The sequence below is a fragment of the Variovorax ureilyticus genome, assembly GCF_050632185.1.
GTDB classification, from domain to species: Bacteria; Pseudomonadota; Gammaproteobacteria; order Burkholderiales; family Burkholderiaceae_C; genus Variovorax; species Variovorax ureilyticus_A.
In genome coordinates this window covers 4637857-4663802 of record NZ_CP192579.1, presented here as the reverse complement: position 1 = coordinate 4663802, position 25946 = coordinate 4637857, and the positions used below count along the sequence as shown (strand labels likewise).

Sequence of the window (25946 nt, the reverse complement as noted above, 5' to 3'; positions counted from 1 at the left end):
GCGCCCGTCGGATTCGAGTGGAACGCGAGGAACTCGCCGCTTGGCTGCGCCTTGCGCTGACACCGGGTGTCGGCAACACGGCCGGGCGCAAGCTGCTGGCCGCGTTCGGACTGCCTTCGCAGGTTTTCACGCAATCGCGAGAGGCGCTCCTCCAGGTCGTGACCGACGCGCAGGCGCAGGCGCTGCAGCGCGTACCCGACGGATTCGAGACACAGCTTCGCCAGACGCTCGACTGGCTGCAGGGCACCGAGGATGAAGGCGTTGTCCGGCGCATCGTGACGCTGGGCGATGTGGGCTATCCGGCTTCGCTGCTCGAAACGGCGGACCCGCCGCTGATGCTCTACCTGCTCGGCGCACCGGCCTTCGATCTCACACAACTCGGCCGCAGCATCGCGATGGTCGGCAGCCGCAATCCCACCGCACAGGGTGAAGAGACCGCGCGCGCATTCGCACGCGCGTTCGGCGAAGCCGGCATCACGGTGATTTCCGGCCTTGCATTGGGCATCGACGGCGCGGCGCACACCGGCGCACTCGAGGCCGGCGGCGCCGCCGACCGTCTCGCGACCGTGGCCGTCGTCGGCACCGGGCTCGATCGCGTCTACCCCGCCCGGCATCGCGATCTCGCGCATCGCATCGCGGCCCACGGCTTGATCGTGAGCGAATACGCGCTCGGCACCCCGCCGCTCAACCAGAACTTTCCGAAGCGCAACCGCATCATCGCGGGCCTCGCGCGCGGCACGCTCGTGGTCGAGGCCGCGCTTCGCTCGGGCTCGTTGATCACCGCGCGGCTGGCTGCGGAACAGGGCATGGAGGTGTTCGCGATCCCCGGTTCGATCCATTCGCCGCAATCGCGCGGCTGCCATGCGCTGATCCGCCAGGGCGCAAAGCTGGTCGAGTCGGTCGGCGACGTCCTCGAAGAGCTGCGGTTCGACGCGCCGGGTCCTGCCGCGCAGCCCGAGCAGGTGGCGGCCGACGAATCCGGCTTGCTCGCCGATCTCGGTTTCGACCCGGTCAGCCTCGATTCGCTGTGCGCCCGCACCGGCTGGGGCGCGGCGGAACTGCAGGCCCGGCTGCTCGAGCTCGAACTGGAAGGCCACGTGGCCCGGCTGCCTGGCGGATTGTTCCAGCGCGTCGCGCGGGGCTGAGTCCCTCTTCACGCAAAGATCGTCGTGTTCGCGCAACTGATGCGGCGCGGCACCTTGACTGGGCTATATTGAACCCATGTTCGAAGTGCTTGTTTTTGTCTACGAAAACTACTGGCGCGGCGATGTGTGCCCCGCACCCGAACAGTTGGGCCGCAAGCTCAGCGCTCAGGGCTTCGATGCGGACGAGATCCGTGAGGCACTGCACTGGCTCGACGGCCTGAATCTCGCCACCCAGGGCATTCAGCTCGTCCGCCACGCCGACAACGCCACTGCCACGGTGGGCGTCCGGAATCGAAGCGATGACGTCATTCCCCAATCGCCGGATTCGATCCGCGTCTACTCGCATTCCGAGCAGGAGCACATCGGCGCGGAGTGCCTCGGCTTCATCAGCTTCCTCGAATCCTCCGGCGTGCTGCCGACGGGCATGCGCGAAATCGTGATCGAACGCGCGATGGCCACGCCCGGCGAGCCGCTGACGGTCGACGAACTCAAGATCATCGTCCTGATGGTGCACTGGTCCACCGGGCTCGAGCCCGACGCACTGGTGCTGGACGAGCTCTGCGACGACACCGACGGTCGCATCGCGCACTGATTGAGCTCGCCCCCCAGCCTCGCTCACTGCGTGTGCTCGGACACCCCCTGCCGGGGGGCAACACCGGCGGCCCGGCAAAGCCGGCTCCACGGTGTTTCACCAGCGGGCCCGGCTCCGCCGGCCCTTGGATTCTGGCGTTGTGGCTACTCTTGGCGGCGCGCAGCGCTCGCCTGTTCGCGGGCAGTCGCGGAACCGGCTTTGCCGGGCCGCTGACTGCGCCCCCGGTAGGGGGTGGGCGGCTACACGAAGTGAGCAAGCCTGGGGGCGAGCCAATTCACGAGCTAGTTCAGCAGACGCTCGGGGTTGGCGTCGAGTTTGGCGAGAGCTTCGCGGGTTGCGCGGACGGTGAGGGTCTCTTCTTCGGCGGGCACGAGCAGGCCGGCCTGCAGGTAGGACGCCAGACGCCCTACCTGGATCAGGAAGCTGCGTCCGTCGCTCGACGCAAACAGGTGAAGCTGCTTGCGCTCGCTGCGCCACACGAACTGCACCTGGCTGACCCGGTCGTTGTGGTCAAGCATGAACCAGTTGCCCACCTGGAGCTCGTGCGCCCAGGCGAGCATGTCTTCGCCGACCTTGGTGCCGGTGTCGGGCACGACCTCGATCGAGGCGGCGTCCACGCCGAGCAGGAGCTCGATACTGGCTGCGTCCAGCGGCACATCCATCGTGCCCTCGTCGGACACGAAATCCTCGAGGTTGGCAAGGCGCTTCGCCATCGCCTCGATCTTGGCCTGCGGGATCGCTTCGGTTTTCGACATGAACGCATCGGACAGGGTCGCGCCGATGGTCTTGATGTGCTGCTCCTGCGTGTCGCCGACGATGCCCAGCAGCGTCATCCCCTGCCGCAGACGCTGCAGCAGCTTCGGCAGGTCCTGGATCACACGAGTGCGGTCGTTGCGGTTCGGCTTGGCGCTCGCGGCCCAGACGAGGTCGGAAGCGGAGCGCTTCAGCATCACGGTCTGCTCGTCCTGCGGGCCGTAACGCAACGCGGCAATGGCCAGCACTTCGGCCCAGACCTTGAACAGGAACTCGCGGATCTCCTCGCGCACCGGCATGTCGTTGAGCATCTTGCGCAACTCGATGGTGTACTGGATCGCCATCGTCTCCTTCTGCTCGACCTGCTGGGCGACGCTCATCACCTTCTGGGCGGTGTCGCTCTGCGTGAGGTACTTGTTGAGGAAGGCGACGAATTCGTCGAACACCAGCTTGAACACGCGCTGGCCCGTTTCGGGGTATTGCTCGATCACCTGCACGACGCGGCGGATCTCGCCTTCGAGCGCGCTGCCCGAGATGGCGGCGGCATCGAAGCCCATCACGCATGAGCCCATGCGGTCGATCAGCATGCGCGCCGGGTGCTGCAGGGTGCCGAAGAATTCAGGCTCGGCGATCGCCACGCGCAGCACCGGCATCTGCAGGCGCGCGAACCACACGCGCGCCGAGAACGGGATGCGCTCCTCCGCGAGGATCGCCTGGAACATCAGCGCCACGATCTCCACGGTGGCCTTGTCGGCCGTCGTCGGCGCCTTCTTCTTGAGCTCGGCGCTGCGGCGGCGAAGGTCCACCGTGGCCTGGAGGACGGCCGTGGCCTCGTCCCCGACGATGTACTGCGATGCGGCCGCCTGGTAGGCGACCTCGGCATCGGCGATGGCGGCGGCAAATGCCGGTGCACCCGCCACGCCCGCCGGCCCACCCACCACGCCGCCGGCTGCCGGCCGATGCTGGCTGATGTCGCCGCCGATGCGCGCCGTTACGAAGCGCTTGAGATTGAGCAGGACGCCCTGGGCCCGCTGACGCGCAACGAGCAGCGGCGAACCACCGGTGGCGCCCATCACGTCGCCGGACGTCACGGCTGCGCCGCCACGCCCCATGCCGACGCCGATCGCGGCCGGGGCGAAGCTGCCCGCGGGCAGGGCATAGCCACCACGTGGGCCCTGCTGCTGCGCCGAGATGCCCATCGACGCGCTTCCCGAGGCATGGGAAGCCGCGAAGCTGCCACCGAGCGCCGCAGCGCCCGAACTCACCGAGCCGGTGCGGCGCACGAAGCTCTTGAGGTCGATCTCCGGCATCACGTTCCGGCTGATCAGGTATGCATTGGCATCCTTGTAGGCATTCACCAGGGCATCGACCATGTGTGTCTGCATCTGGTCCTGGATCTTGATCCAGAGACCCCGGCTCAGCCCGCTGGCGAGCCATTGGTCGACCAGCACCTTGGCGAACGCCTCGGGTTTCAGCACGTCCTTGGCATCGAGCTCGTGAGTCCCTTCGAGATGCTGGACGCGCAGTCGCAGGTCGTTGAGCTCGAAGCTGGCCTTGTCCTGGATGGCCTGTGCGAGCCGCGACGACAGGATGTTCGTCTCGACCACCTCGTCGCCGATCAGCTCCAGGCGCAGCGAATTGGAAGACGAGCCGCCCGATGAACTGCTGGCCAGCGCCTTGCGCCACGCACCACGCGTATGCGCGACCCAGTCGGCCCCGTGCGCCTGAAACGCGAGAAAGCCATCCCGGTTCTCCTGCATGTCCCGCGCGTTGCCGGTCTGAGAGGCCAGCGCCACCAGCCTTTCGCCGATCGCATGGGCCACCGGCTCGATCAGCGCCTCGGTGGCGGCGACGAAACGCTCGCGCGTCTCGCGGGAGATCTGGAGGGAAGAGGCGTGGGACCGCGTGGCCATGGAGGGTCAGTCAGGACGTCTGTTTGATGATTCGACAATCACGAGCTTGCATCGGGAAGAGCAAGCGCACAAGGGCCGGCAATGCTCGGCAACCCCAACACCACGGTCACGCAGCGCCGGCCTTTCATGTTCAGACGGTTGCGCCCGCATTCGGATCGTCCGGATCACCCTCGCGCTTGACCGGCCCCTTGACCAGATCCTCGCGCTTCACCCCGAGCCACATCGCGATGGCCGCGGCGACGAACGCCGACGAGTAGATGCCGAAGAGGATGCCGATGGTCAGCGCCAGCGCGAAGTAGTGCAGCGTCGGGCCGCCGAAGAAGAACATCGAGAGCACCACCAGCTGGGTCGAACCGTGCGTGATGATGGTGCGGCTGATGGTCGAGGTGATCGCGTTGTCGATGACCTCGCGCGTGGTCATCTTGCGGTAGCGCCGGAAGTTCTCGCGCACCCGGTCGAAGATCACCACCGATTCGTTCACCGAGTAGCCCAGCACCGCCAGCACCGCAGCCAGCACCGCCAGCGAGAACTCCCACTGGAAGAAGGCGAAGAAGCCCAGGATGATCACCACATCGTGCAGGTTCGCGAGCACCGTGGCGAGCGCGAACTTCCATTCGAAGCGGAAGGCGAGGTAGATCATGATGCCGACCACCACCATGCCGAGCGCCTTGAGCCCGTTGGTGGTGAGTTCCTCGCCCACCTGCGGCCCGACGAATTCGGTGCCGCGCAAGGTGGCGGAAGGATCGACCACCTTGAGCGCCCCCATCACCTGCTCGCTCTGCTGGGCCGAGGTCTGGCCCTTCTGCACGGGGAGGCGGATCTGCACGTCGCGCGACGTGCCGTAGTTCTGCACCAGCACGTCCTGGTAGCCGAGCTTGCCGATGGTCTCGCGCACCTTGCCGATGTCGACCGGCTGCTGGTAGGCCACTTCCATGACCGTGCCGCCGGTGAACTCGACCGAGAGGTGAAGCCCGCGGTGGAACAGGAAGAACACCGCGAGCAGGAAGGTGACGGCCGACACCGCGTTCAGCACCAGCGCGTGGCGCATGAACGGGATGGTCCTGTGGATACGGAAGAATTCCATGGCTTCTGTCCCTTACTTCGAGCCGGCGGCGACCTGATTGGACGGCTTCCACACGGTGCCGATCGACAGGGTCTTGAGCTTCTTCTTGCTGCCGTACCAGAGATTGACGAGACCGCGCGAGAAGAACACGGCCGAGAACATCGAAGTGACGATGCCGATGCAATGCACGATCGCGAAGCCCCGGATCGGGCCCGAGCCGAAGGCCAGCAGCGCGACGCCGGCGATCAGGGTGGTCACGTTGGAGTCGAGAATCGTGTTCCACGCCCGGTCGTAACCCGCATGGATCGCGGCCTGGGGCGACGCGCCGCCGCGCAGTTCCTCACGAACGCGCTCGTTGATCAGCACGTTCGAATCGATGGCGACGCCGATGGCGAGCGCCATGGCCGCGATGCCCGGCAAGGTCAGCGTGGCCTGCAGCATCGAGAGGATCGCGACCAGCAGCAGCAGGTTGACCGCCAGCGCGATCGACGAGAAGACGCCGAACAGCGCGTAGTAGATGCACATGAACACCATGATGGCCAGGAAGCCGTACATCACGCTGTCGAAGCCCTTCTGGATGTTGTCGGCGCCCAGGCTCGGGCCGACGGTCCGCTCCTGGATGATTTCCATCGGGGCCGCCAGCGAGCCGGCGCGCAGCAGCAGCGCGAGATCGTTCGCTTCGACAACATTCATGGCACCGGAGATCTGGAAGCGGTTGCCCAGCTCGCCGTTGATCGACGGCGCCGTGAGCACTTCGCCGCGGCCCTTTTCGAAGATCAGGATCGCCATGCGCTTGTGCATGTTCTCGCGGCTGACGTCGCGCATGATGCGGCCGCCCTTGGCGTCCATCGTGAGGTCGACCTTCGGTTGCTGCGTCTGCGAGTCGAAGCCGGTTTGGGCGTCGGTGAGGTTCTCGCCGGTGACCAGCACCTGCTTCTTGACGATCACGGGACGCCCCGTGCGATCGAGGAACTTCTCGGAGCCGAACGGCACCGGCCCCGTGCCCTGCTCGGCCGCGCGCCCTTCGGCGCTCTCGTCGACGAGGCGCATTTCGAGCGTGGCGGTGCGGCCGAGGATGTCCTTGGCCTTGGCGGTGTCCTGCACGCCCGGCAGCTGGACCACGATGCGGTCCAGGCCCTGCTGCTGGATCACCGGCTCGGACACGCCGAGTTCGTTGATCCGGTTGTGCAGCGTGGTGATGTTCTGCTTGAGCGCCGCGTCCTGCAGGCGGCGCGCGGCCTCGGGCTTGATCGAGATCGTCAGCTTGTAGTCGGCGCCTTCCTGGCTCGGGGCCGCAACGAGGTCGGGGAACTGGTCCTGGAGCAGCGCCTTCGCCGTCTCGAGGCCGGCCGTGTCACGGAAGCGGACCTCGATGGTCTGGCCGACACGCGTGACCGAGGTGCCACGGACGCTCTTGTCGCGCAGGCCCGTCCGGATATCGCCCGCGAAGGATTCGGCGCGCTTGTCCAAGGCGCCCTGCATGTCGACCTGCAGCAGGAAGTCGACGCCCCCGCGCAGGTCGAGACCGAGGTACATGGGGAAGGCATGCAGCGCGGTCAGCCAGGACGGCGAGCGCGACAGCAGGTTGAGCGCCACCACATAGGGCGGATCGCTCGAATCCGGCACCAGCGCATGTTGCAGCACGTCGCGTGCCTTGAGCTGGTCATCGGTGTTGGTGAACCGCGCGCGCACCGAGGTAGCGTCGAGCGTCAGCAGGTCGGGCGCGAGCCCGGCGGCCTTGAGCGCCTCCTCGACGCGGCTGCGGGTGCCGGCATCGACCTTGATCGTCGATTTGGCTGCCGACACCTGCACTGCAGGCGCCTCGCCGAAGAAATTGGGCAGGGCGTAGATCAGCCCCACGAGCAGCACGATCACGATGATCGCGTACTTCCAAACAGGATATCTGTTCATGATTTCGGCCGGCGAAGCCCGGCCCATTGGTGAAACACCGCGGAACCGGCTCGGCCGGGCCGCCGGTGTTGCCCCCGGCAGGGGTGCCCGAGCACACGAAGTGAGCGAGGCTGGGGGCGAGCATTATTTGATTGCGCCCTTCGGAAGCACCTGGACGACGGCGGTGCGCTGGATCTGGATTTCCACACCCTTGGCGATTTCGATGGTCAGGTACTGGTCGCCGAGCTGAGTGATCTTGCCGAGCACGCCACCCGCGGTGGCGACTTCATCGCCCTTGGCGAGCGCCTCGATCATGGCGCGGGCCTCTTTCTGGCGCTTCATCTGCGGCCGGATCATGACGAAGTACAGCACCACGAACATGAGGAGCAGCGGCAGCATGCTCCCGAGCGACGACAGCATGTCGCCGCCCCCGGCAGCGGGCGCGGACTGGGCGAAAGCAGAAGAAATGAACAAGGGAATCTCCAGCAGAGGAAGAAAACAAGCGCGCCGGCCTCCCGTCCAACACGAGAGGTCCGCCGGTCCGCGGCGCTGCGAACACGCCGCGCAGCGCGGGGCCTGGCCGCGCACAGCATCGGGCATTGTAGATGTTGCGGGCTTGTTGCTCGCCCCCAGCCTCGCTCACTTCGTGTGCTCGGGCACCCCTGCCGGGGGCAACACCAGCGGCCCGGCCAAGCCGGTTCCGCGGTGTTTCACCAATGGGCCGGGCTTTGCCGGCGCGAAGCGTTACGCAGCGGCTCGGGCCGCTTGCGGGTTGCGCCACTTGGCGATGAGGTCGGCCCAGCGGGTGCGGGTCGCGGCCAGGTTGCGTTCCTTGACGTGGCCGTAGCCGCGGATCTGCTCGGGCAGGCTCGCGATCTCGACCGCCAGCGCATGGTTGGCAGCGGTCAGCCCGCCCAGCACCTCGTCGATGCTCGCGCGGTATTCGCCGATCAGGGCGCGCTCGGTCTTGCGCTCCTCGGTGCGGCCGAAGACGTCGAGCGCCGTGCCGCGCAGGCCCTTGAGCTTCGCCAGCAGGCGGAAGCCCGTCAGCATGGCCGGGCCGAATTTCTGCTTCTGGAGCTGGCCCTTGGCGTTCTTCTTCGCGATCAGTGGCGGCGCAAGGTGGTAGTTGAGCTTGAAGTCCTTGCCCATCTGCCCCTCGAACATGCCCTCGATCCGCGCAAGGAAGGCCGGGTCGCTCTGCAGGCGCGCGACCTCGTACTCGTCCTTGTAGGCCATCAGCTTGAACAGGTATCGCGCGACCGCCTCGCTGAGGCTGGTCTTGCCCAGCGCCGACTCGGCCTTCTGCACCTTGGCGACGAAGGCCTTGTACTCCTGCGCATAAGCGGCGTTCTGGTAACCGGTGAGGAACTCGACGCGGCGCGCGACCAGCGTGTCGACCGAATCGCGCTTCTTGAACTCGATGACCTGGCCGGGCTGGGCGCGCTTTTGCACTTCCTGCGGCCGCTCTGCCGCCTGCCGGCCCCACTCGAAGGCCATCTTGTTGTTCTCGACCGCCACGGCGTTGAGCTCGATCGCGCGCATCAGCGATGCATGCTCCAGGGGAGCCACCCCTTCTGCCACGCATAGCCAAGGATCATCGGGTTGACGTAGATGCTGTCACCCATCAGCGAGGTCGCCGCCGCGTCGGCATCGAAGGCGCCGACCGCATCGGCGCCGACCGCGCGCGCAATCTCGGCGGCGCAGGCCTCCTGCGGGTTCTGCCAGTTGGCGTTGCGCACGAACGCCGCCGTCGGGCTGCTGTGGCTGTTGAGCGCCACATGCGTGCGTCCTTCGCGCATGCGCGCCATCGTCTCGGCATTCACGCTGACGAGCGGATCGCAGGCGAGGACCAGATCGGCCGCGGCGGTGCCGACGCGCGTGGTGCGGATGTCGTCCTGCGTGTCGCCGATGAGCACGTGGCTCCAGGTCGCACCGCCCTTCTGCGCCAGCCCGGCCGCGTCCTGCGTGACGATGCCCTTGCCTTCGATGTGCGCCGCCATGCCGAGCAACTGGCCGATGGTGATCACGCCGGTGCCACCGACCCCGGCCACCACCACACCCCAGACATGCCCGCCCGCGAGCGAAGGCAGCGCGGGTTCGGCCAGTGCGCCGAGTTCGGCGGGCGCAGCGCTGCCCTTGGCCTTCTTCTTGAGCTGGCTGCCCTCCACGGTCACGAAGCTCGGGCAGAAGCCCTTCAGGCAGCTCATATCCTTGTTGCAAGTGCTCTGGTTGATGGTGCGCTTGCGGCCGAACTCGGTTTCGAGCGGCTCGACAGACAGGCAGTTGCTCTGCACGCTGCAATCGCCGCAGCCTTCGCAGACCAGTTCGTTGATGACCACGCGCCGGGCCGGATCGACCGCCGTGCCGCGCTTGCGGCGGCGGCGCTTCTCGGTGGCGCAGGTCTGGTCGTAGATGATCGCCGTCGTGCCCTTGATCTCGCGGAACTCGCGCTGGATCTCGTCGAGCTGGTCACGGTGCCGCACCTTGACGTTGTCGCCCGGCACGTGCACGCCCTCGTACTTCTCGGGCTCGTCGGTGACCACGACCACCTTCGCCGCGCCCTCGGCGTGCAGGCTTTCGGCGATCTGCAGCACCGAATGACCCTCGGGCCGCTCGCCGACCTGCTGGCCGCCGGTCATCGCAACCGCGTCGTTGTAGAGGATCTTGTAGGTGATGTTCACGCCGGCCGCGATGCTCTGGCGGATCGCCAGCAGGCCGCTGTGGAAGTAGGTGCCGTCGCCGAGGTTCGCGAAGACGTGCTGCTCGTTCGTGAACGGCTGCTGGCCGACCCATGGCACGCCCTCGCCGCCCATCTGCGTGAAGCCGATGGTCGAGCGGTCCATCCAGGTCGCCATGAAGTGGCAGCCGATGCCGGCCATCGCGCGCGACCCTTCGGGCACCACGGTGCTGGTGTTGTGGGGGCAGCCAGAGCAGAACCACGGCTGGCGCACCGCTTCAGCTGCACTGACGATCTGCGGCCCGGCCATGGCGCGTTCCTTGGCTTCGAGGATCGCGAGCTGCGCATCGATACGGGCGGCCATGTCGGCGCCGGCGGCCGCGAGGATGCCGGTCTTCTTCAGGCGCTGCGCGATCGCCTTGGCGATCAGCGCCGGGTTGAGGTCGGCATTGGCGCGCAGCAGGGTGTGCGCGGTCGGGTTGGGCATCGACCATTCGCCGCCCGAGTAGCCCTCGGCCTCGTGAACTTCGCCTTCGTCGAACTTGCCGACCACGTTGGGGCGAACGTCGCCGCGCCAGTTGTAAAGCTCTTCCTTGAGCTGGTATTCGATGACCTGCCGCTTTTCCTCGACCACGAGGATTTCCTGGAGGCCGGTCGCGAACGCGCGCGTGAGCTGGGCCTCGAGCGGCCACACCACGGCGACCTTGTGCAGCCGGATGCCGAGCTGGCGACAGGCGGCGTCGTCGAGGCCGAGATCGATCAGCGCCTGCCGCGTGTCGTTGAAGGCCTTGCCGCTGGCCATGATGCCGAAGCGGTCGTTCGGCCCTTCGATCACGTTGTGATTGAGCCGGTTGGCGCGGATGTAAGCGAGCGCGGCGTACCACTTGTAGTGCATCAGGCGCGCTTCCTGTTCCAGCGCGTGGTCGGGCCAGCGGATGTGCAGGCCGCCCGGGGGCATCTGGAAATCGGCGGGCATGACGATCTCGACGCGCTCGGGGTCGATCATCGCGGTGGCGCTCGATTCGACGATTTCCTGGATCGTCTTCATGCCCGACCAGATGCCGGCGAAGCGGCTCATCGCGAAGGCGTGGATGCCCAGGTCGAGGATTTCCTGCACGTTGGCCGGGAAGAACACCGGCGTGCCGCAGGCCTTGAAGATGTGGTCGCTCTGGTGCGCCGCGGTGGAGCTCTTGGAGATGTGGTCGTCGCCAGCCACCGCGATCACGCCGCCCCACGGCGTGGTGCCGGCCATGTTGGCGTGCTTGAAGACGTCCGAGCAGCGGTCCACGCCCGGGCCCTTGCCATACCAGATGCCGAAGACGCCGTCGAACTTGTGGGTGCCCGGCGGCGCGAAGCCGAGCTGCTGCGTGCCCCAGAGCGCGGTGGCCGCGAGTTCCTCGTTCACGCCCGGCTGGAAGACGATGTTCTGCTGCTTGAGGTATTTGCTCGCCTTCCACAGCGCCTGGTCGTAGCCGCCGAGCGGGGAGCCGCGGTAGCCGCTGATGAAGCCTGCCGTGTTCCTGCCCTGCAGCTGGTCCCGCAGTCGCTGCAGCATCGGCAGCTTGACCAGGGCCTGGACGCCGCTCATGAAAGCGCGGCCGTAGTCCAGTGAATACTTGTCGTCGAGCGTGACCGTTTCGAGGGCCTTGCGGATGTGCTCGGGCAGGGGGGCGTTCATCGTGATGTCTCCAGTCCAGTGGCTTTGCCTTGTGGGCGTGGCTTGCAAGGCCTCCGGGTTGGAAACCTCTCGGCCATCATGTCGCAAAGTGTATGCCTGCGGTTCCGACAGGTGTTTGCTTTCTTTGCCCGCTACGCCATGCTTTCAGAAAGACTCTTTCTTAAAATTGCGAAATATGGAAAGCATCGATAAGTTCGACCTCGCAATCCTGCAAGAACTGCAGGCCGACGGGCGGCTGACCAACGCCGAACTTGCGCAGCGCGTCGGGCTCTCGGCCGCCCCTGCTGGCGCCGGGTGCGCGCGCTGGAGGAAGCCGGCTACATCAAGGGCTATCACGCCGAGATCGACCGGCACAAGATCGGGCTCGGCGTGCTCGCTTTCGTGCGCGTCGACACCGAACGCACCACCGGCGACCTCACGCGCAAGCTCGAGGACGCGATCCGCAAGCTGCCGGAAGTGATCGCCTGCCACTACATCAGCGGCACCGGCACCTTCGAGCTTCAGGTGGTGGCGCAGGACCTGGACAGCTTCTCGCGCTTCGCGCTGCAGCACCTGCTGAATCTGCCGAACGTGAAGGACATCCATACGAGCTTCTCACTCGGCGAGGTCAAGGCCAGCCATGCGCTGCCGCTGGGCCACCTCGAACGGTAACGGTACGGCCCAGGCCAGAAATCCCGTGGAACCGGCTTTGCCGGGCCGCCGGGATTGCCCCCTGCAAGGGGGTGGAGAGCGACACGAAGTGCGCGAGCCTGGGGGTGCGCTCTAATAGCTTCAATGCCGCCGATCTCTCCCCAGGAAACGCCTTCCGCCCTCGCGCTGCCTCCGCGCATCGGCCCCCTCGAACCCTTGAAGCTCCCCGTGTTCCGCATGCTGTGGAGCACGTGGCTCATCGCCAACATCTGCATGTGGATGAACGACGTGGCGGCGGCGTGGATGATGACCTCGCTCACGACCTCGCCGATGTGGGTGGCGCTGGTGCAGTCGGCGTCCACGCTGCCTGTGTTCCTGCTCGGGCTGCCGAGCGGTGCGCTGGCCGACATCCTCGACCGGCGGCGCTGGCTGGTCGCGACTCAGTTCTGGCTCGCGGGTGCGGCGATCGTGCTGTGCCTCGGCGGTGGTGTTCGGCCTCATGACCGCGCCGCTGCTGCTTGGGCTGACCTTCGCCAATGGCATCGGCCTCGCGATGCGCTGGCCGGTGTTCTCGGCGATCGTGCCCGAACTGGTGCCGCGCACGCACCTGCCGGCCGCCCTCGGGCTCAACGGCATCGCGATGAACGCCTCGCGCATCATCGGTCCGCTGCTGGCGGGCACGCTGATCGCGAGCGCCGGCACGGTGTGGGTGTTCGGGCTCAATGCGGTGATGTGCGTGGCCTCGGGCTTCGTGGTGCTGCACTGGCGGCGCGAGCACACGCCCAGCCCGCTCGGCCGCGAAAAGCTCGTCAGCGCGATGCGCGTGGGGGTGCAGTTCGTGCGGCAGTCGCGGCGCATGCGCGCGGTGCTCACGCGGGTGGCGATCTCGTTCCTGCATTCGACCGCGCTGCTGGCGCTGCTGCCGCTCTTGGCGCGCAACCTCCACGGCGGCGGCGCCGGCACGTTCACACTGCTGCTGGCCGCGATGGGCGCGGGCGCGATCGTGGCGGTGCTGTTCCTGCCCCGGCTGCGGCAGGCGATGACGCGCGACCAGCTCGTGCTGCGTGGCACGGTGCTGCAATCCGGCGCGGCGGCGGTGATGGCGGTGGCGCCGAATGCGTGGGTGGCGGTGCCGGCGATGCTCCTCTCCGGCATGGCGTGGATCACCGTCGCCAATTCGCTGTCGGTGTCGGCCCAGCTCGCGCTGCCCGACTGGGTCCGGGCACGTGGCATGTCGATGTACCAGATGGGGATCATGGGCGCGAGCGCCTTCGGCGCCGCCCTGTGGGGGCAGGTGGCCGAACTCACGTCGCTCTACACCAGCCTGGGCGTAGCGGCAGTGAGCGGTGTGGTCTGCATGTGGACCGCCGTGCGCTACGTGACCGACGGCACCGGCGAGGAGGACGACACCCGCCCCGCCACGCAAGGCTGGACCCGGGGCCCGCCCGACAGCCCGCCCGACGAGGAAGGCCGCGTCGTCATCACGGTCGAGTACCTGATCGACCCGGCACGCGCCGCCGCCTTCCGCCTCGTGATGCACGAGACGCGCCGCGCGCGGCTGAGCCAAGGCGCGATCGCGTGGGACCTGCTGCACGACACCGCCGAACCCAGCCGCTACGTCGAGCAGATCACCGACGAGTCCTGGACCGAGCACCTCCGACGCTTCCATCGCGCCACGGCGGCGGACATGGCGCTGCGCGAGCGGCGACTGGCCTTCCACAAGGGGGAATCGCTGCCCGTGATCACGCGCTACATCGTCCATCGTTGAGTCACAATCCGCGGCCATGAGCTTTCGCCTCCTCGGCCTCCTCGTCGTGAGTATCATCGTGGCGCTCGCCGCCGTGGCATTCGCAGTGGCATTGACGCGCGACGACGGCGCGCCGCCCGGCACCTTCCCGCCACCCGCGCCGCCCGGCACCCTTCCGATCGCGGTGGTCGGCGACTCCAACAGCCATTCGTACCAGGACCATGTCGCTTTTTGGCGCGGCGGCGAGGCGCGCGGCGGCCCCCTGCACGATCGCACCTTCCAATGGACCGAGGTGCTCGCGCTGCTGCGCGGCAACGAGCTCGATTTCGGCCCCTGGGTGCGCTGGGGACGACCCTGGTGGTCGGCCTTTGCGCGCGATCTCGTCGGCCTGCCGCCTTCGCGTTCGCCGATCAAGGAGGACTACCTCTACAACTTCGCGTACTCAGGCGCGGCCTGCAAGGAGCTCATGGGCGACAGGCGCGGCCTGCGTTTCCCGCAGGTGCCGCGGCTGATCGCCCTCATGAACGCGCAGCCCGAGCGCTGGCGCCACGGCGTGGTGGTGATCTACATGGGCCTCAACGACTGGGCCTTCCGCCTGGACACCATGGCGCGCGATCCCGACTCGCCCGAATTGCGCGGCGCGATCGACTACTGCACGCAGCAGATCACCCGGTCGATCCATGCGATCCATGCATCACACCCCTCCGTCCGGATCCTGGTTTCCGGCTGGGTCAACGAGGCCGACGACCCGCAACAGCTCGACAAATACCGCGACGCGGTCTCGTCGACCAACATCCGCAAGGCGCTGGCCCGCGCAAACGCGGCGCTGCGCGGGATCGCCGAGGCCGATCCGAAGCGGATCGCCTTCTTCGACGCCGATGCATGGTTCATCGAACGCTGGGGCATGCGCGGCCCGGATGGCGAACCATCGACCAGGACCGTCCGCGTCGGCTCGCTCGTCGTCACGAACACGCTGGGCGACGAGCCCGGCAACGCCTTGCTCCGGGACGACCACGCCGGCTTGGCGTGGAACGCGATGTGGGCCCAGTCCATGCTCGCGCAGCTGCGCGAATCCTTCGGGCTTCCGCTGACGCCGATCACCGACGAAGAGGTGGCCCGCTTCGTCGAGGCGCCGCCGTCGGCCCCTAATTGAAGAAGAGCAGCCGCGTGACCAGCGTGTGGCCGGCCTCCGCGTACATCAGCCCGACGAGCACCAGGAGGGCCAGCGGCGGCACCAGGATGGCGTAGACCAGCGACAGCCGCTCCCACGCCATGTGCATGAAGACCGAGACGATCAGCCCCGCCTTCAGCAGCATGAAGAGAACGATGAGCGACCAGCGCAGCAGGCCCTGGAAGTGGAAGTAGTCGACCAGGTACGACATCGTGCTCAGCACGAAGAGCAGCCCCCAGATCTTGAAGTAGAGGCTGATCGGATGTTGCTGGCCTGACGTGCCTGATGTTCCGGACGGATTCATGGTCGACCTCACCAGAGATAGAACAGCGCGAAGATGAACACCCACACCAGATCGACGAAGTGCCAGTACAGCCCTGCGATCTCGACGATCTGGTAGTTGCCGCTCTTGTCGTAATGGCCGCGCAGCAGCCGGGCGGCGGTCACGAGCAGGTAGATCACGCCCGCCGTCACGTGCAGCCCGTGAAAGCCGGTGATCATGAAGAAGGCCGAGCCGAACTGCGCCGCGCCCATCGGATTGCCCCAGGGCCGAACACCCTCCTCGAGGATGAGCTTGGACCACTCGAAGGCCTGCATGCCGACGAAGATCTCGCCGAAGGTGGCGGTCACGATCATCAGCGTGGCTGCGTTGATCTTGTCGCGGCGATAGGCGCAGTTGACCGCCATGGCCATCGTGCCGCTGCTGCTGATGAGGATGAAAGTCATGATCGCGATCAGCAGCAGGGGCACGTCCGCGCCGCCGACGTGCAGCGCGAACACCTCGCTCGGATTGGGCCACTTCGCGGTGGTCGACACGCGCACCGTCATGTAGCCGATGAGGAAGCAGCTGAAGATGAAGGTGTCGCTCAGGAGGAAGATCCACATCATCGCCTTGCCCCACGAGACGTGGAAGGCGCGGCGATCGGACGACCAGTCGGAGATCAGGCCGCGCAGCCCTTCGAGGGCGGCAGTGCCCGCAGCGGAATGGGGAGCGACAGTCACCGAACTCATGGAAGCCCCCTTCTCAGGCAGTGCCACAGACGAAGCGCGCCACGTCCGGCGTCACCCAGGACAGCATGGCGAACAGCGCCAGCCAGACCGCCAGCATGAAATGCCAGTAGCGCGCGCACAGCGCGATGCGCCATGCGCCGCCCTCGGGTTCGCGCCGGAAGGCGCGCATGACCCAGGCCCAGGCCAACAATCCGCCGGCCACGTGCAGTCCGTGCATCGCGGTCAGCAGATAGAAGAAGCTGCCGGCCGGATTGCCCGCGGGCATCACCTGCGCGGCCAGGAGCGCATTCCAGGCCCAGAGCTGCACACAGAGGAAGGCGATCGCGCAAAGGCCGCCGGCGAGCAGCAGCCCGCGCGCGCGCACCGCATCCTCACGGCGCGACGCCGCGCTCGCGCGCTCGAAGGTCACGCTGCCAGCGACGAGCAGCGCCGTGCTGATCCAGAGCTGCCACGGCAGCGCGAGCGTCACCGCATCGCTGCTGTTCATGCGTATCAGGTAGGCCATCCCGAAGAGCGAGAAGAGCGCCGTGACCACCCCCATGAAAACCCAGAGACCGATGCTCGCCGCGTTCGCGCGCGCGTCACCGGGACCGCGGCCGCTGCCGTGGTCGAGGCGCGAGGCGACCAGCGTGGCGGTCATGCCGGCACTCCATGGGCTTCGCCGCCCTTGCCGTGGGCCTCGGGCTCCACGCCACCGGCTTCCGGCGGTGCGTTCTGCGGGATGTAGTCCTCCTTTGCACCGGGCGTTCCATAGGCGTAGGCCCAGCGATAGACCGCCGGCAGGCGCGGCCCCCAGTTGCCGTGCGGCGGCGGGGTCGTGGGTGTCTGCCATTCGAGCGACGCGGCCTTCCACGGATTGGCGGCCGCCGGCCGGCCGCGCCACACGCTCCAGGCGAGGTTGAGGATGAAGATGAACTGCGCTGCGCCGACGACAAGCGCAACCACCGTGATGAACTCGTTCAGCGCGAACGCCGACTGCGGGATGAACTTGTAGCCATCGAAGTTGTAGTAGCGCCTTGGCATGCCGAGCACGCCCAGGTAGTGCATCGGAAAGTAGATCAGGTAGGTGCCGAGGAAGGTGATCCAGAAATGCAGATGCCCGAGCCGGTCGTCCAACATGCGGCCGGAGACCTTCGGGAACCAGTGGTAGATGCCCCCGAACACCACCAGGAGCGGCGCCACGCCCATCACCATGTGGAAGTGCGCGACCACGAAGTAGGTGCCCGACAAGGGGATGTCCACGCTCACGTTGCCGAGGAAGAGCCCCGTGAGCCCGCCGATCGCGAAGGTGCAGACGAAGGCCAGCGCGAACAGCATCGGCACCGAGAGGTGGATGTCGCCGCGCCAGAGCGTGAGCAGCCAGTTGTAGACCTTGATCGCGGTCGGGATCGCGATGATGAGCGTGGTGGTCGCGAAGAAGAAGCCGAAGTACGGATTGGTGCCGGCCACGAACATGTGGTGCGCCCAGACGACCACGCTGAGCCCGCCGATCGCGACGATGGCCCACACCATCATCCGGTAGCCGAAGATGCACTTGCGTGCGTGCACGCTGATCAGGTCGGAGACGATGCCGAAAGCCGGCAGCGCCACAATGTAGACCTCCGGGTGGCCGAAGAACCAGAAGAGATGCTGGAACAGCAGCGGGCTGCCGCCCTTGTAGTTCGTGACCTGCCCCATCGACACCAGGGCGGGCATGAAGAAGCTGGTGCCCAGCGTGCGGTCCAGGAGCAGCATCACGCCGCTGACGAAAAGCGCCGGAAAGCCCAGCAGGGCGAGGATGGTCGCGACGAAGATGCCCCAGACCGTGAGCGGCATGCGCATCAGCGTCATGCCCTGGCAGCGCGCCTGAAGCACCGTGGTCACGTAGTTGAGGCCGCCCATCGTCGTGGCGACGATGAAGATGAGGAGCGACACCAGCATCAGCTGGATGCCGCCCTCGTAGCCCGGCGTGCCGGGCAGGATCGACTGCGGCGGATAGAGCGTCCAGCCTGCGCCGGTCGGTCCGCTGCCGACGAAGAAGCTCGCCATCAGCACCAGCACCGAGAGCAGGTACACCCAGAAGCTCAGCATGTTGAGGTAGGGGAACACCATGTCCCGCGCGCCGACCATCAGCGGGATGAGGTAGTTGCCGAAGCCGCCGAGAAAGAGCGCGGTGAGCAGGTAGATCACCATGATCATCCCGTGCATCGTGACGAACTGGTAGTAGCGCTCGGGGTTGATGAACTCGAAATGGCCCGGGAAGCCGAGCTGCAGCCGCATCAGGTTCGACAGCACGAGCCCGACCACGCCGACCGCGATCGCGGTGCAGGCGTATTGCACCGCGATCACCTTGTGGTCCTGGCTCCAGACGTAGCGCGTCAGGAAGGTCCTGGGCTCGTGTTGATGCCCGCTGTCGTCTTCGTCGTGCGGATTCATCGCTGTGCCTTCTGTTCTGTGGCGGCCTGCGCGGGCGCGCTGCCAAGGCTCTGGATGTAGGCCACCAGTGCATCCAGCTCTTCCTTGCTCAGGTCGATCTTCGGCATGACCGGCGGGAAGCCCTTCACGCGCCGCGCCGCCGGGTCGGTGATGAAACTGCGCAGGTACGCCTCGTCCACCAGCGCGCGGGAGTCGTCGTCCATCGTCTCGGTCTTGCCGAACAGGCCCTTCCAGGTCGGCCCGACGCGCGGGCTGCCGTCGATGGTGTGGCAGGCCACGCACCCCTTGGACTCGGAGAGCGCGCGCCCCTGCTCGATGCGCGCACCGGCGCCTGCCGCGCCTTCGCCCGACGGTGCCGGCGCCGCCTTGACCTGGGTCTTCGCGAAGGTCGGCAGCGTCGCCTGCCGGGCCTGGAACGCGGTGGCGTCCTCCACCACCACGAAGCCGCGCATGTTCGGATGACCCACGCCGCAGAGCTGCGCGCACAGCGCCTCGTAGCGCCCCGCGACCGTCGGCGTGAACCAGAAGCGGCTGACCTGCCCCGGCACGCTGTTCATCCGCGCGCGGAAGGGCGGCACATAGAAGTCGTGCAGCACGTCGTGCGAGCGGATCAGCACCAGCACCGGCTTGCCGAGCGGCAGGTGCACTTCGTTGGCCGCAACCAGCAGGTCGTCCTGCCCCGCCGGATCGGCCGGATCGAGGCCGAAGGGATTGCCGCCATTGACGAAGCGCGCGTCGGTCGCGCCGAGCTTGCCGTCCGCGCCCGGAAAGCGGTAGCGCCACTGCCACTGCAGGCCGACCACTTCGAGCACCATCGCATCGGGCGGCGACCGCACGTAGCTCGCATAGACGACCAGCCCCGGCGCGAGCAGCGCGACGATGCCGATCGAGGTGCCGAGGATCAGCCAGCGCTCTAGCTTGCGGTTCTCCGGCTCAAGCTGCGCGCGGCGGCCTTCGCGATGGCGAAAGCGGACCAGCGCGTAGACGACGAACAGGTTGATCGCGACAAAGAAGATGCCGGTGATGATCAGGGTGATCGTCAGCGTGTCGTCCATCGACTTCCAGTTGGACGCGAGCGGCGTGGTCCACCACGGGCTGAAGAGGTGGAACAGCACCGAGCCGACCACGATGACGACGAGGACGATGGCCATGACCATGGGCGGCTCCTCGTCTCGTCATCGCCATCGTGCAGCCTGCGGCCTCAGCGAAACGCCGGGACCTGCCGCGCTTCGCCCTCGAACAGCGCTTCAGGGTGCGCCGTCCGCAGCAGCGTCTCGATCTCCCGCGCGCGCGGTCGCGGCGGGTCCACCATCAGCAGGATCCACCCCTCTTCCATCGCGCCCTCGAAGCGCTGCAGGCAGGGACTCGGGATGGAAATGCCGATCATGCTGGCCGACCAGGCGCCGATCGCGCCGCCCATCACGCCCAGCACCACCACCATCTCCCATTCGGGCTCATCGCCCATGACAGGGAAGTCGAGGCCCGCGATCAGGCCGAGGATCATTCCGCAGGCGCTGCCGATGGCCCATCCAGTCTTTACGGCGTGGACGAGGTCCGAGGTCTGCCAGACATTCGCGGCGTGGAGGCCGGCCATGTCCGCGCCTTCCGAAGCGGCGAAATGAATGTGCGCAACGTCGACGCGCGCCTGCAGGAGATCGTGCATCGCGCGCCTGGCGCTCGCCAGGTCCGGCATGAGCCAGTAAATGCGTCTGCGCATGGCACCCTCCTTTCCGTCTTGCGACGAATAAGGAACCATGACGACTTATATGCCCATGGGGCGCGTTGATCAAGTCGGATCGGCGGATCAGCCCAACGGCAGCAGGAGCCGGAGCACTCCGCCGGCGGTGACGAGGCGGCCCGGGTCGTGGGTCTCCTCGAGCACGCCGCTCAACCGCCTCACCAGACTCGGGCTGCGCCGCGCGCGCCAGACAAGGAGGTTGGCGAGCCACGGATGGTCGTTGATGCGATTGGCCTGCTCGTAGGCCGCGAAACGCGGCTTCAGGGCGTCGAGCGCGGCCTCGTAGCGCGCGCAGACCGCTGCGCCCGATCCGGCGTCGCGCGCTTCGGCGATCGTCTCTGCCGCGAGCATGCCGGTCTCCAGCGCCTTGCCGATGCCCTCGCCGGTGAACTGGTAGGTGCTGCCCGCGGCCTCGCCCGCGACCAGCATCCCGGACCGCGACCAGCGCGCGCCTTCGAGCGAACAGCGCAATGGGGCGCCCTTGAAGGGGCCGAGCGGCTCGCCGCCCTCCATCAACTCGCGTGCCGGCGCGTGGATGCGCTTGAAGGCATCGAACAGGTCGCGCAGGTTCACGTCGCCGTCGTGCGTCACGCCGACCCCGATGTTGAACACGCCGGCGGCGCACGGAAAGATCCAGCCGTAGCCGCGCCGCAGCGCGCGGTGCCAGACCACTTCGAGACCCGTGCAGCGCGCCGCCATCGCCTCGTGCTTCACGTAGCCGCGCAGCGCGATGCCGCTCGGCGCCTTGCGCGTGACGAGGCCCGCGGCCGCCAGCGGACCCGATGCCGCGCCGGTGGCGAGCACGGTCCATTTCGCCGTCACCGCCCGCGAGACGCCGCCCGGCAGCGCCAGCCGCGCGCCGGTCACGCGCTGCTTCGCATCGACCAGCGGCGCCTCGAACTTCGCCGGCGCGAGCCAGCGCGCGCCAGCCGCAAGCGCCGCCTGCCGGAGGATCTCGTCGAGCTCGCGGCGCGGCAGAACCGCCAGCCGCGCAGGCACCTCGACCCGCCCGCCGCTCGGGCCCACGCAGCCGACCTGCGTCGAGGCGCGGGCGCGCGCGAGCACTTCGCCCTGCACGCCGAGGCGCGCGAGCGCGCGATGCGCATCCGGGATCAGGCCGTCGCCGCAGACCTTGTCGCGCGGGAAGTCGTGCTGGTCCACCAGCAGGACATCGAGTCCGGCACGCGCCAGCACCTGCGCGCAGGCGCTGCCGGCCGGTCCGGCGCCGATCACGAGCACGTCGCACACGGACGATGGAGGCATCGACGGATTGGGCATCGCAGGTTCCAGGGAGAGGCCGCAGATATTACGTCCGGCATCCGGCGTGAGGCGGCGGCAACGCATCGCATGGAGGGCATCGCCACGAGCCGCGCATCGAGATCGATCATCGGGTTTGCACTGGCGCTGGTCGTCCTCGCCGCGGCGCGGTGGACCATTCGAGGAATCGCAGACGGCCGTGCATCAGCCAAAGCACCGGCTCGAAACGCCAATTTGACCAATCGGTCACTTAAAGATGCCGCCTCTCGCCGCAGTTACTGTTCGTCTCCGAACACTCGATATCTACTTCGGGAAAACTCTAACGATTCTTTTTTGACCAAATGGATAATTTAGCCACGTCAAGATGAATAAGGTGCCGCCCGATGAGTTCGACCCGACCGCGCAGCCGCTTCTGGTCCGATCTGACCAGCGAAGAGTTTTCCCGCCTCGATCGTTCGCGGCTGATCGCCGTGCTGCCGGTTGGCGCCACTGAGCAGCACGGCCCGCATCTGCCGATGTCCACCGACACGGCCACCATCGACGGCATGGTGCAGGCGACCCTTCCGCACCTGCCGGACGACCTGCCGGTGCTTTTCCTGCCCACCGTGCCGTACGGCAAGAGCAACGAGCATTCGCGCTTCCCCGGCACGCTGACCGTCTCCGCCACCACGCTGATCTCGCTGTGGACCGACATCGGCGCCAGCGTGGCGCGCGCCGGCGTGCGCAAGCTGGTGCTCTACAACAGCCATGGCGGGCAGATGTCGGTGATGGACATCGTCGCGCGCGACCTGCGCGAGGCGCACGGGATGATGGTCGTCGCCGCCAACTGGTACACGCTGGGCTTGCCGGAAGGCCTCTTCACCGCGCACGAAGGCAAGCACGGCGTGCATGCCGGCGACCTCGAAAGCTCGGTGATGCTGCACCTCGCGCCCGACGACGTGCGGCCCGAGAAATTCCGCAACTTCCACTCGATGACGGAAGACCTCGCGAAGGAGAACAAATATCTCTCGATCACGCCCAGCGGCAAGCTCGGCTGGCAGATGCATGACATCAACCCCGCGGGTGCCGCTGGCGACGCGACCCGCGCCACCGCGGCCAAGGGCCGAGGCGGTGCTCGACCACGTCGGCCAGCGCTTCGCCCTGCTGCTGCAAGAGGTCGACCGCTTCCCGCTCGAACGCCTCGACAACCAGCCGGCCTCGGCAATGAACATCACCAGCATCCCCGCGCAGCCGCTGGTCAGCCTGCGCAACGTCAGCAAGCGCTTCGCCAACGGCACGCTGGCGCTGCAGGGCATGACGCTCGACTGCGGCGAACACGACTTCATCAGCTTCCTCGGCCCCTCGGGCTGCGGCAAGAGCACCGCGCTGCGCCTGATCGCCGGCCTCACGCGCATCAGTTCGGGCGAAGTGAGGTGGTCGAAGACCGCCGCCGAATCGCCCGGAATCGACCGCGAACTGGGCTTCGTCTTCCAGGAGCCGACGCTCATGCCCTGGGCCAAGGTGTTCGACAACGTCTGGCTGCCGCTGAAGCTTGCCGGCGTCAAACGCGACGCGGCCGAGCCGGTCGTCAAGCAGGCGCTCGAAATGGTCGGGCTCTCGCGCTTCGCCGACGTCTATCCGCGCGAACTGTCCGGCGGCATGAAGATGCGCGTGTCGATCGCGCGCGCACTGGTCACCCGGCCGCGCCTGCTGCTGATGGACGAGCCCTTCGCCGCGCTCGACGAGATGACGCGGATCAAGCTCAACAACGACCTGCTCGCCATCTGGCGCGAGCACCGCTTCTCGATCATCTTCGTCACGCACAGCGTCTACGAATCGGTCTATCTGTCGAACCGCATCGTCGTGATGGCACCGCGGCCCGGCCGCGTGATCGAGGAGATCCGCATCGACGAGCCGTACCCGCGCGGCGAGGCCTTCCGCACCTCCAGCCGCTACAACGCGCACTGCACCGCGGCGTCGCAGTCCTTGCACGGAGCCCTCCATGGCGTCGACATCGATCACTGACAACCCGGCGCTCGCCGACGTGCAGGCCACCCCTTCGGCCGCCGACCTGCAGGCGCGCGACGACCGCATTCGCCGCCGCGAATCGCTGCTGCGCATCGCGGTGCCCACCGTCGTCATTGCGGGCCTTCTGCTCCTGTGGGAAGTGCTGGTGCGCGTGAACAATGTGCCGCACTACATCATTCCCGCGCCGTCGCTGATCCTCACCACGCTGGTCGACAACTGGGACACGCTCTCCGGCGCACTGTGGTTCACCGTCAAGCTCACATTGCTCGCTTTGGTGGCGGCGATCGTCGGCGGCGTGCTGCTCGCGATCGCGTTCGCGCTTTTCAAGTGGGTGGAGATCGGGCTGTTCCCGATCGCGGTGATCCTGCAGGTGACGCCCATCATCGCGATCGCGCCGCTGATCCTGATCTATGTGTCGAGCACCACCGCTGCGCTGCTGCTGTGCGCGTGGATCGTGGCCTTCTTCCCGATCCTGTCGAACACGGTGATCGGGCTCAAGAGCGCGGACAGCAACCTGCGCGATCTCTTCCAGCTCTACAAGGCCTCGCCGTGGCAGCTGTTCCGCTACCTGCTGGTGCCGAGCGCGCTGCCGTACTTCATGGCCGGGCTGAAGATCGCCGGCGGGCTGAGCCTGATCGGCGCGGTGGTCGCCGAGTTCACGGCCGGCACCGCGGGGCGCGAAACGGGCCTCGCATCGCGCATCCTGGAGTCGAGCTTCCGCACCGAGATCCCGATGATGTTCGCGGCGCTGCTGCTGGTGTCTCTGCTCGGCATCGTGATCTTCCTGGTGTTCGCGGCCCTTTCCCGCGCGGTACTCGGCCATTGGCACGAAAGCGAAATGAAGAGGGAGCGGTGACATGAGCGCACGCCCGATCGAACGCCCCGCTGCGCCGGAGGTCGACTGGTCTGCCGTCGCGCAGGACCTGCATGGCCTCAACGTGATCGTCTCGGCGGGCCAGCGCAAGCAGCTGTCGAAGGACTTCTACTGGTACAGCCCGATCCTCACGGAACAGCTCGCCGGCTGCGTGGCCGATCTCGTCGTCAAGGTCTCGACCGAGGACGACGTGCGGCAGGCCGCCGCGGTCGCGGCGAAGTGGAAGCTGCCGATCACGGTGCGCGCGGGCGGCACCGGCAACTACGGCCAGTGCGTGCCGCTCGAAGGCGGCCTGGTGCTCGACGTGACGCAGATGAGCCGCGTGCTCGAGATCGCCGACGGCCGCGTGCGCGTGCAGGCCGGCGCGCGCATGCACGACATCGAACTGGCCGTCGCCGAGACCGGGCAGGCACTGCGCATGTGGCCGTCGACCCGGCATGTCGCGTCGATCGGCGGCTTCATCGCGGGCGGCTTCGGCGGCATCGGCTCGATCCGGCACGGCATCCTGCGCGACCCGGGCAACCTGCTGCGCGCACGCGTGATGACGGTGGAACGCGAGCCCCGCATCATCGAGCTGCAGGGCGACGAGATCCAGCAGGTGCACCACGCCTACGGCACCAATGGCGTCATCACCGAGGTGGAAGTGGCGTTGAGCCCCGCCGTGGAGTGGGTGCATTGCATCGCGCTCTTCGACACCTATCGCGGCGTGCTGGACTTCGGCGTCGCGGCCAGCACGCCGTCGCTGGAGCTTTTTCTTCTCTCGGCGGTCGATGCGCGCTTCTCGCCGTACTACGCAACATTGGGTTCGCACTTTCCGCGGGACAAGCACGCGATGTTCGCGATGGTGGCGCCTGATTCGATGGCCGACTTTCGCGCGCTCGTCGCCGCCCATGGCGGCAGCATCTCGCTCGCAGGCACCGAGGCCCAGCTCCACGCCGCCGGCCTGCCGCCCGCCTACGAGTGCGCCTACAACCACACCACGCTTCAGGCGCTGAAGGTCGATCGCACCTGGACCTACCTTCAGGTGGCGTATGCACAGCCCTTCGACCCGGCGGTGGTGGACCGGCACATCGCGATCTTCGGCGACGACGTGCTGCAGCACCACGAGTTCGCGCGCGCCGGCGGCGAGTACGGCACCTTCGCGATCCTGCTGGTGCGCTGGAAAGGCGAGGCGCACCAGTACGAGGTGATCCGCGAGATCGAATCGCAGGGCGGCTGCCAGATCTTCAACCCACATGTCGTGACCATCGAGGACGGCGGCATGAAGACCATCGACACGCAGCAGATCGAGTTCAAGAAGCGCGGCGACCCGATGGGCCTGATGAACCCCGGCAAGACGCGCGGCTGGCGGCCCGAAATGGCCAGAGACGCCTGATCTTTTT

17 protein-coding genes and 4 pseudogenes are annotated in these 25946 nt (G+C 67.3%); 9 read left to right on the top strand and 12 right to left on the bottom strand.

Features of this window, described 5'->3' with window-relative positions:
* The first annotated feature begins 17 nt into the window (after positions 1-17).
* The gene (dprA, locus tag ACQ858_RS23085) at positions 18-1145 is read left to right on the top strand and encodes a DNA-processing protein DprA (protein ID WP_431274819.1); all 1128 of its coding nucleotides are present in this window, start codon (positions 18-20) and stop codon (positions 1143-1145) included.
* Positions 1146-1221: 76 nt separating this feature from the next.
* Entirely contained in the window at positions 1222-1737 is a 516-nt protein-coding gene (locus ACQ858_RS23080) for a DUF494 family protein (protein ID WP_431274818.1), read from the top strand.
* Between the two features lie 281 nt (positions 1738-2018).
* Here ACQ858_RS23080 and ACQ858_RS23075 read toward each other — a convergent pair whose 3' ends face one another.
* From ACQ858_RS23075 to ACQ858_RS23055, 5 genes and pseudogenes are all read right to left on the bottom strand, one after another.
* On the bottom strand, positions 2019-4403 hold the full coding sequence (locus ACQ858_RS23075) for a DUF1631 family protein (protein WP_431274817.1): 2385 nt from the start codon (positions 4401-4403) through the stop codon (positions 2019-2021).
* A gap of 130 nt (positions 4404-4533) precedes the next feature.
* A complete protein-coding gene (secF, locus tag ACQ858_RS23070; RefSeq protein WP_431274816.1) occupies positions 4534-5487 on the bottom strand; it encodes a protein translocase subunit SecF in 954 nt (317 codons plus the stop codon).
* Positions 5488-5499: 12 nt separating this feature from the next.
* The gene (gene secD, locus ACQ858_RS23065) at positions 5500-7377 is read right to left on the bottom strand and encodes a protein translocase subunit SecD (RefSeq protein WP_431274815.1); all 1878 of its coding nucleotides are present in this window, start codon (positions 7375-7377) and stop codon (positions 5500-5502) included.
* A gap of 123 nt (positions 7378-7500) precedes the next feature.
* A complete protein-coding gene (gene yajC, locus ACQ858_RS23060; RefSeq protein ID WP_431274814.1) occupies positions 7501-7830 on the bottom strand; it encodes a preprotein translocase subunit YajC in 330 nt (109 codons plus the stop codon).
* Positions 7831-8100: 270 nt separating this feature from the next.
* A pseudogene (locus ACQ858_RS23055) lies at positions 8101-11714 on the bottom strand (indolepyruvate ferredoxin oxidoreductase family protein).
* A gap of 175 nt (positions 11715-11889) precedes the next feature.
* On the opposite strand from ACQ858_RS23055, the pseudogene ACQ858_RS23050 reads away from it, so the two are divergent.
* From ACQ858_RS23050 to ACQ858_RS23040, 3 genes and pseudogenes are all read left to right on the top strand, one after another.
* A pseudogene (locus ACQ858_RS23050) lies at positions 11890-12365 on the top strand (Lrp/AsnC family transcriptional regulator).
* Between the two features lie 123 nt (positions 12366-12488).
* Positions 12489-14112 (top strand): annotated as a pseudogene (locus tag ACQ858_RS23045) (MFS transporter).
* A gap of 16 nt (positions 14113-14128) precedes the next feature.
* Complete coding sequence (locus ACQ858_RS23040; protein ID WP_431274813.1) at positions 14129-15244, top strand: SGNH/GDSL hydrolase family protein; 1116 nt, start codon at positions 14129-14131, stop codon at positions 15242-15244.
* On the opposite strand, the gene ACQ858_RS23035 is transcribed toward ACQ858_RS23040, so the two are convergent.
* The 7 genes from ACQ858_RS23035 to ACQ858_RS23005 all read right to left on the bottom strand — a co-directional run bounded on the left by ACQ858_RS23035 (position 15237) and on the right by ACQ858_RS23005 (position 21689).
* Positions 15237-15566, bottom strand: coding sequence for a cytochrome C oxidase subunit IV family protein (locus ACQ858_RS23035; protein ID WP_431274812.1), 330 nt, complete (start codon positions 15564-15566; stop codon positions 15237-15239). The genes ACQ858_RS23040 and ACQ858_RS23035 overlap by 8 nt on opposite strands.
* Positions 15567-15574: 8 nt before the next feature.
* Positions 15575-16273 (bottom strand): heme-copper oxidase subunit III family protein, encoded by a 699-nt coding sequence (locus ACQ858_RS23030; RefSeq protein ID WP_431274811.1) that lies wholly within the window; start codon positions 16271-16273, stop codon positions 15575-15577.
* A 13-nt stretch (positions 16274-16286) separates the two neighbouring features.
* A complete protein-coding gene (locus ACQ858_RS23025) occupies positions 16287-16913 on the bottom strand; it encodes a cytochrome c oxidase subunit 3 (RefSeq protein WP_431274810.1) in 627 nt (208 codons plus the stop codon).
* Entirely contained in the window at positions 16910-18688 is a 1779-nt protein-coding gene (locus ACQ858_RS23020; protein ID WP_431274809.1) for a cytochrome c oxidase subunit I, read from the bottom strand. The genes ACQ858_RS23025 and ACQ858_RS23020 overlap by 4 nt, the downstream gene beginning before the upstream one ends.
* Positions 18685-19845, bottom strand: a complete 1161-nt coding sequence (locus tag ACQ858_RS23015; RefSeq protein ID WP_431274808.1) for a cytochrome c oxidase subunit II — start codon at positions 19843-19845, stop codon at positions 18685-18687. Before ACQ858_RS23015 ends, ACQ858_RS23020 begins: the two co-directional genes overlap by 4 nt.
* A 44-nt stretch (positions 19846-19889) precedes the next feature.
* Positions 19890-20405, bottom strand: coding sequence for a DUF1269 domain-containing protein (locus ACQ858_RS23010; protein WP_431274807.1), 516 nt, complete (start codon positions 20403-20405; stop codon positions 19890-19892).
* Between the two features lie 87 nt (positions 20406-20492).
* Positions 20493-21689 carry an NAD(P)/FAD-dependent oxidoreductase gene (locus ACQ858_RS23005; protein ID WP_431274806.1) on the bottom strand — a complete coding sequence of 399 codons (1197 nt, stop codon included), beginning with the start codon at positions 21687-21689 and terminating at the stop codon, positions 20493-20495.
* A 377-nt stretch (positions 21690-22066) separates the two neighbouring features.
* Here ACQ858_RS23005 and ACQ858_RS23000 point away from each other — a divergent pair.
* From ACQ858_RS23000 to ACQ858_RS22985, 4 genes and pseudogenes are all read left to right on the top strand, one after another.
* Positions 22067-22880 (top strand): annotated as a pseudogene (locus tag ACQ858_RS23000) (creatininase family protein); the annotation flags it as partial.
* Positions 22881-22886: 6 nt separating this feature from the next.
* On the top strand, positions 22887-23687 hold the full coding sequence (locus tag ACQ858_RS22995) for an ABC transporter ATP-binding protein (RefSeq protein WP_431276931.1): 801 nt from the start codon (positions 22887-22889) through the stop codon (positions 23685-23687).
* Complete coding sequence (locus ACQ858_RS22990; RefSeq protein WP_431274805.1) at positions 23665-24546, top strand: ABC transporter permease; 882 nt, start codon at positions 23665-23667, stop codon at positions 24544-24546. Before ACQ858_RS22995 ends, ACQ858_RS22990 begins: the two co-directional genes overlap by 23 nt.
* Before the next feature lies 1 nt (position 24547).
* Entirely contained in the window at positions 24548-25939 is a 1392-nt protein-coding gene (locus ACQ858_RS22985; protein WP_431274804.1) for an FAD-binding oxidoreductase, read from the top strand.
* Positions 25940-25946: the final 7 nt, after the last annotated feature.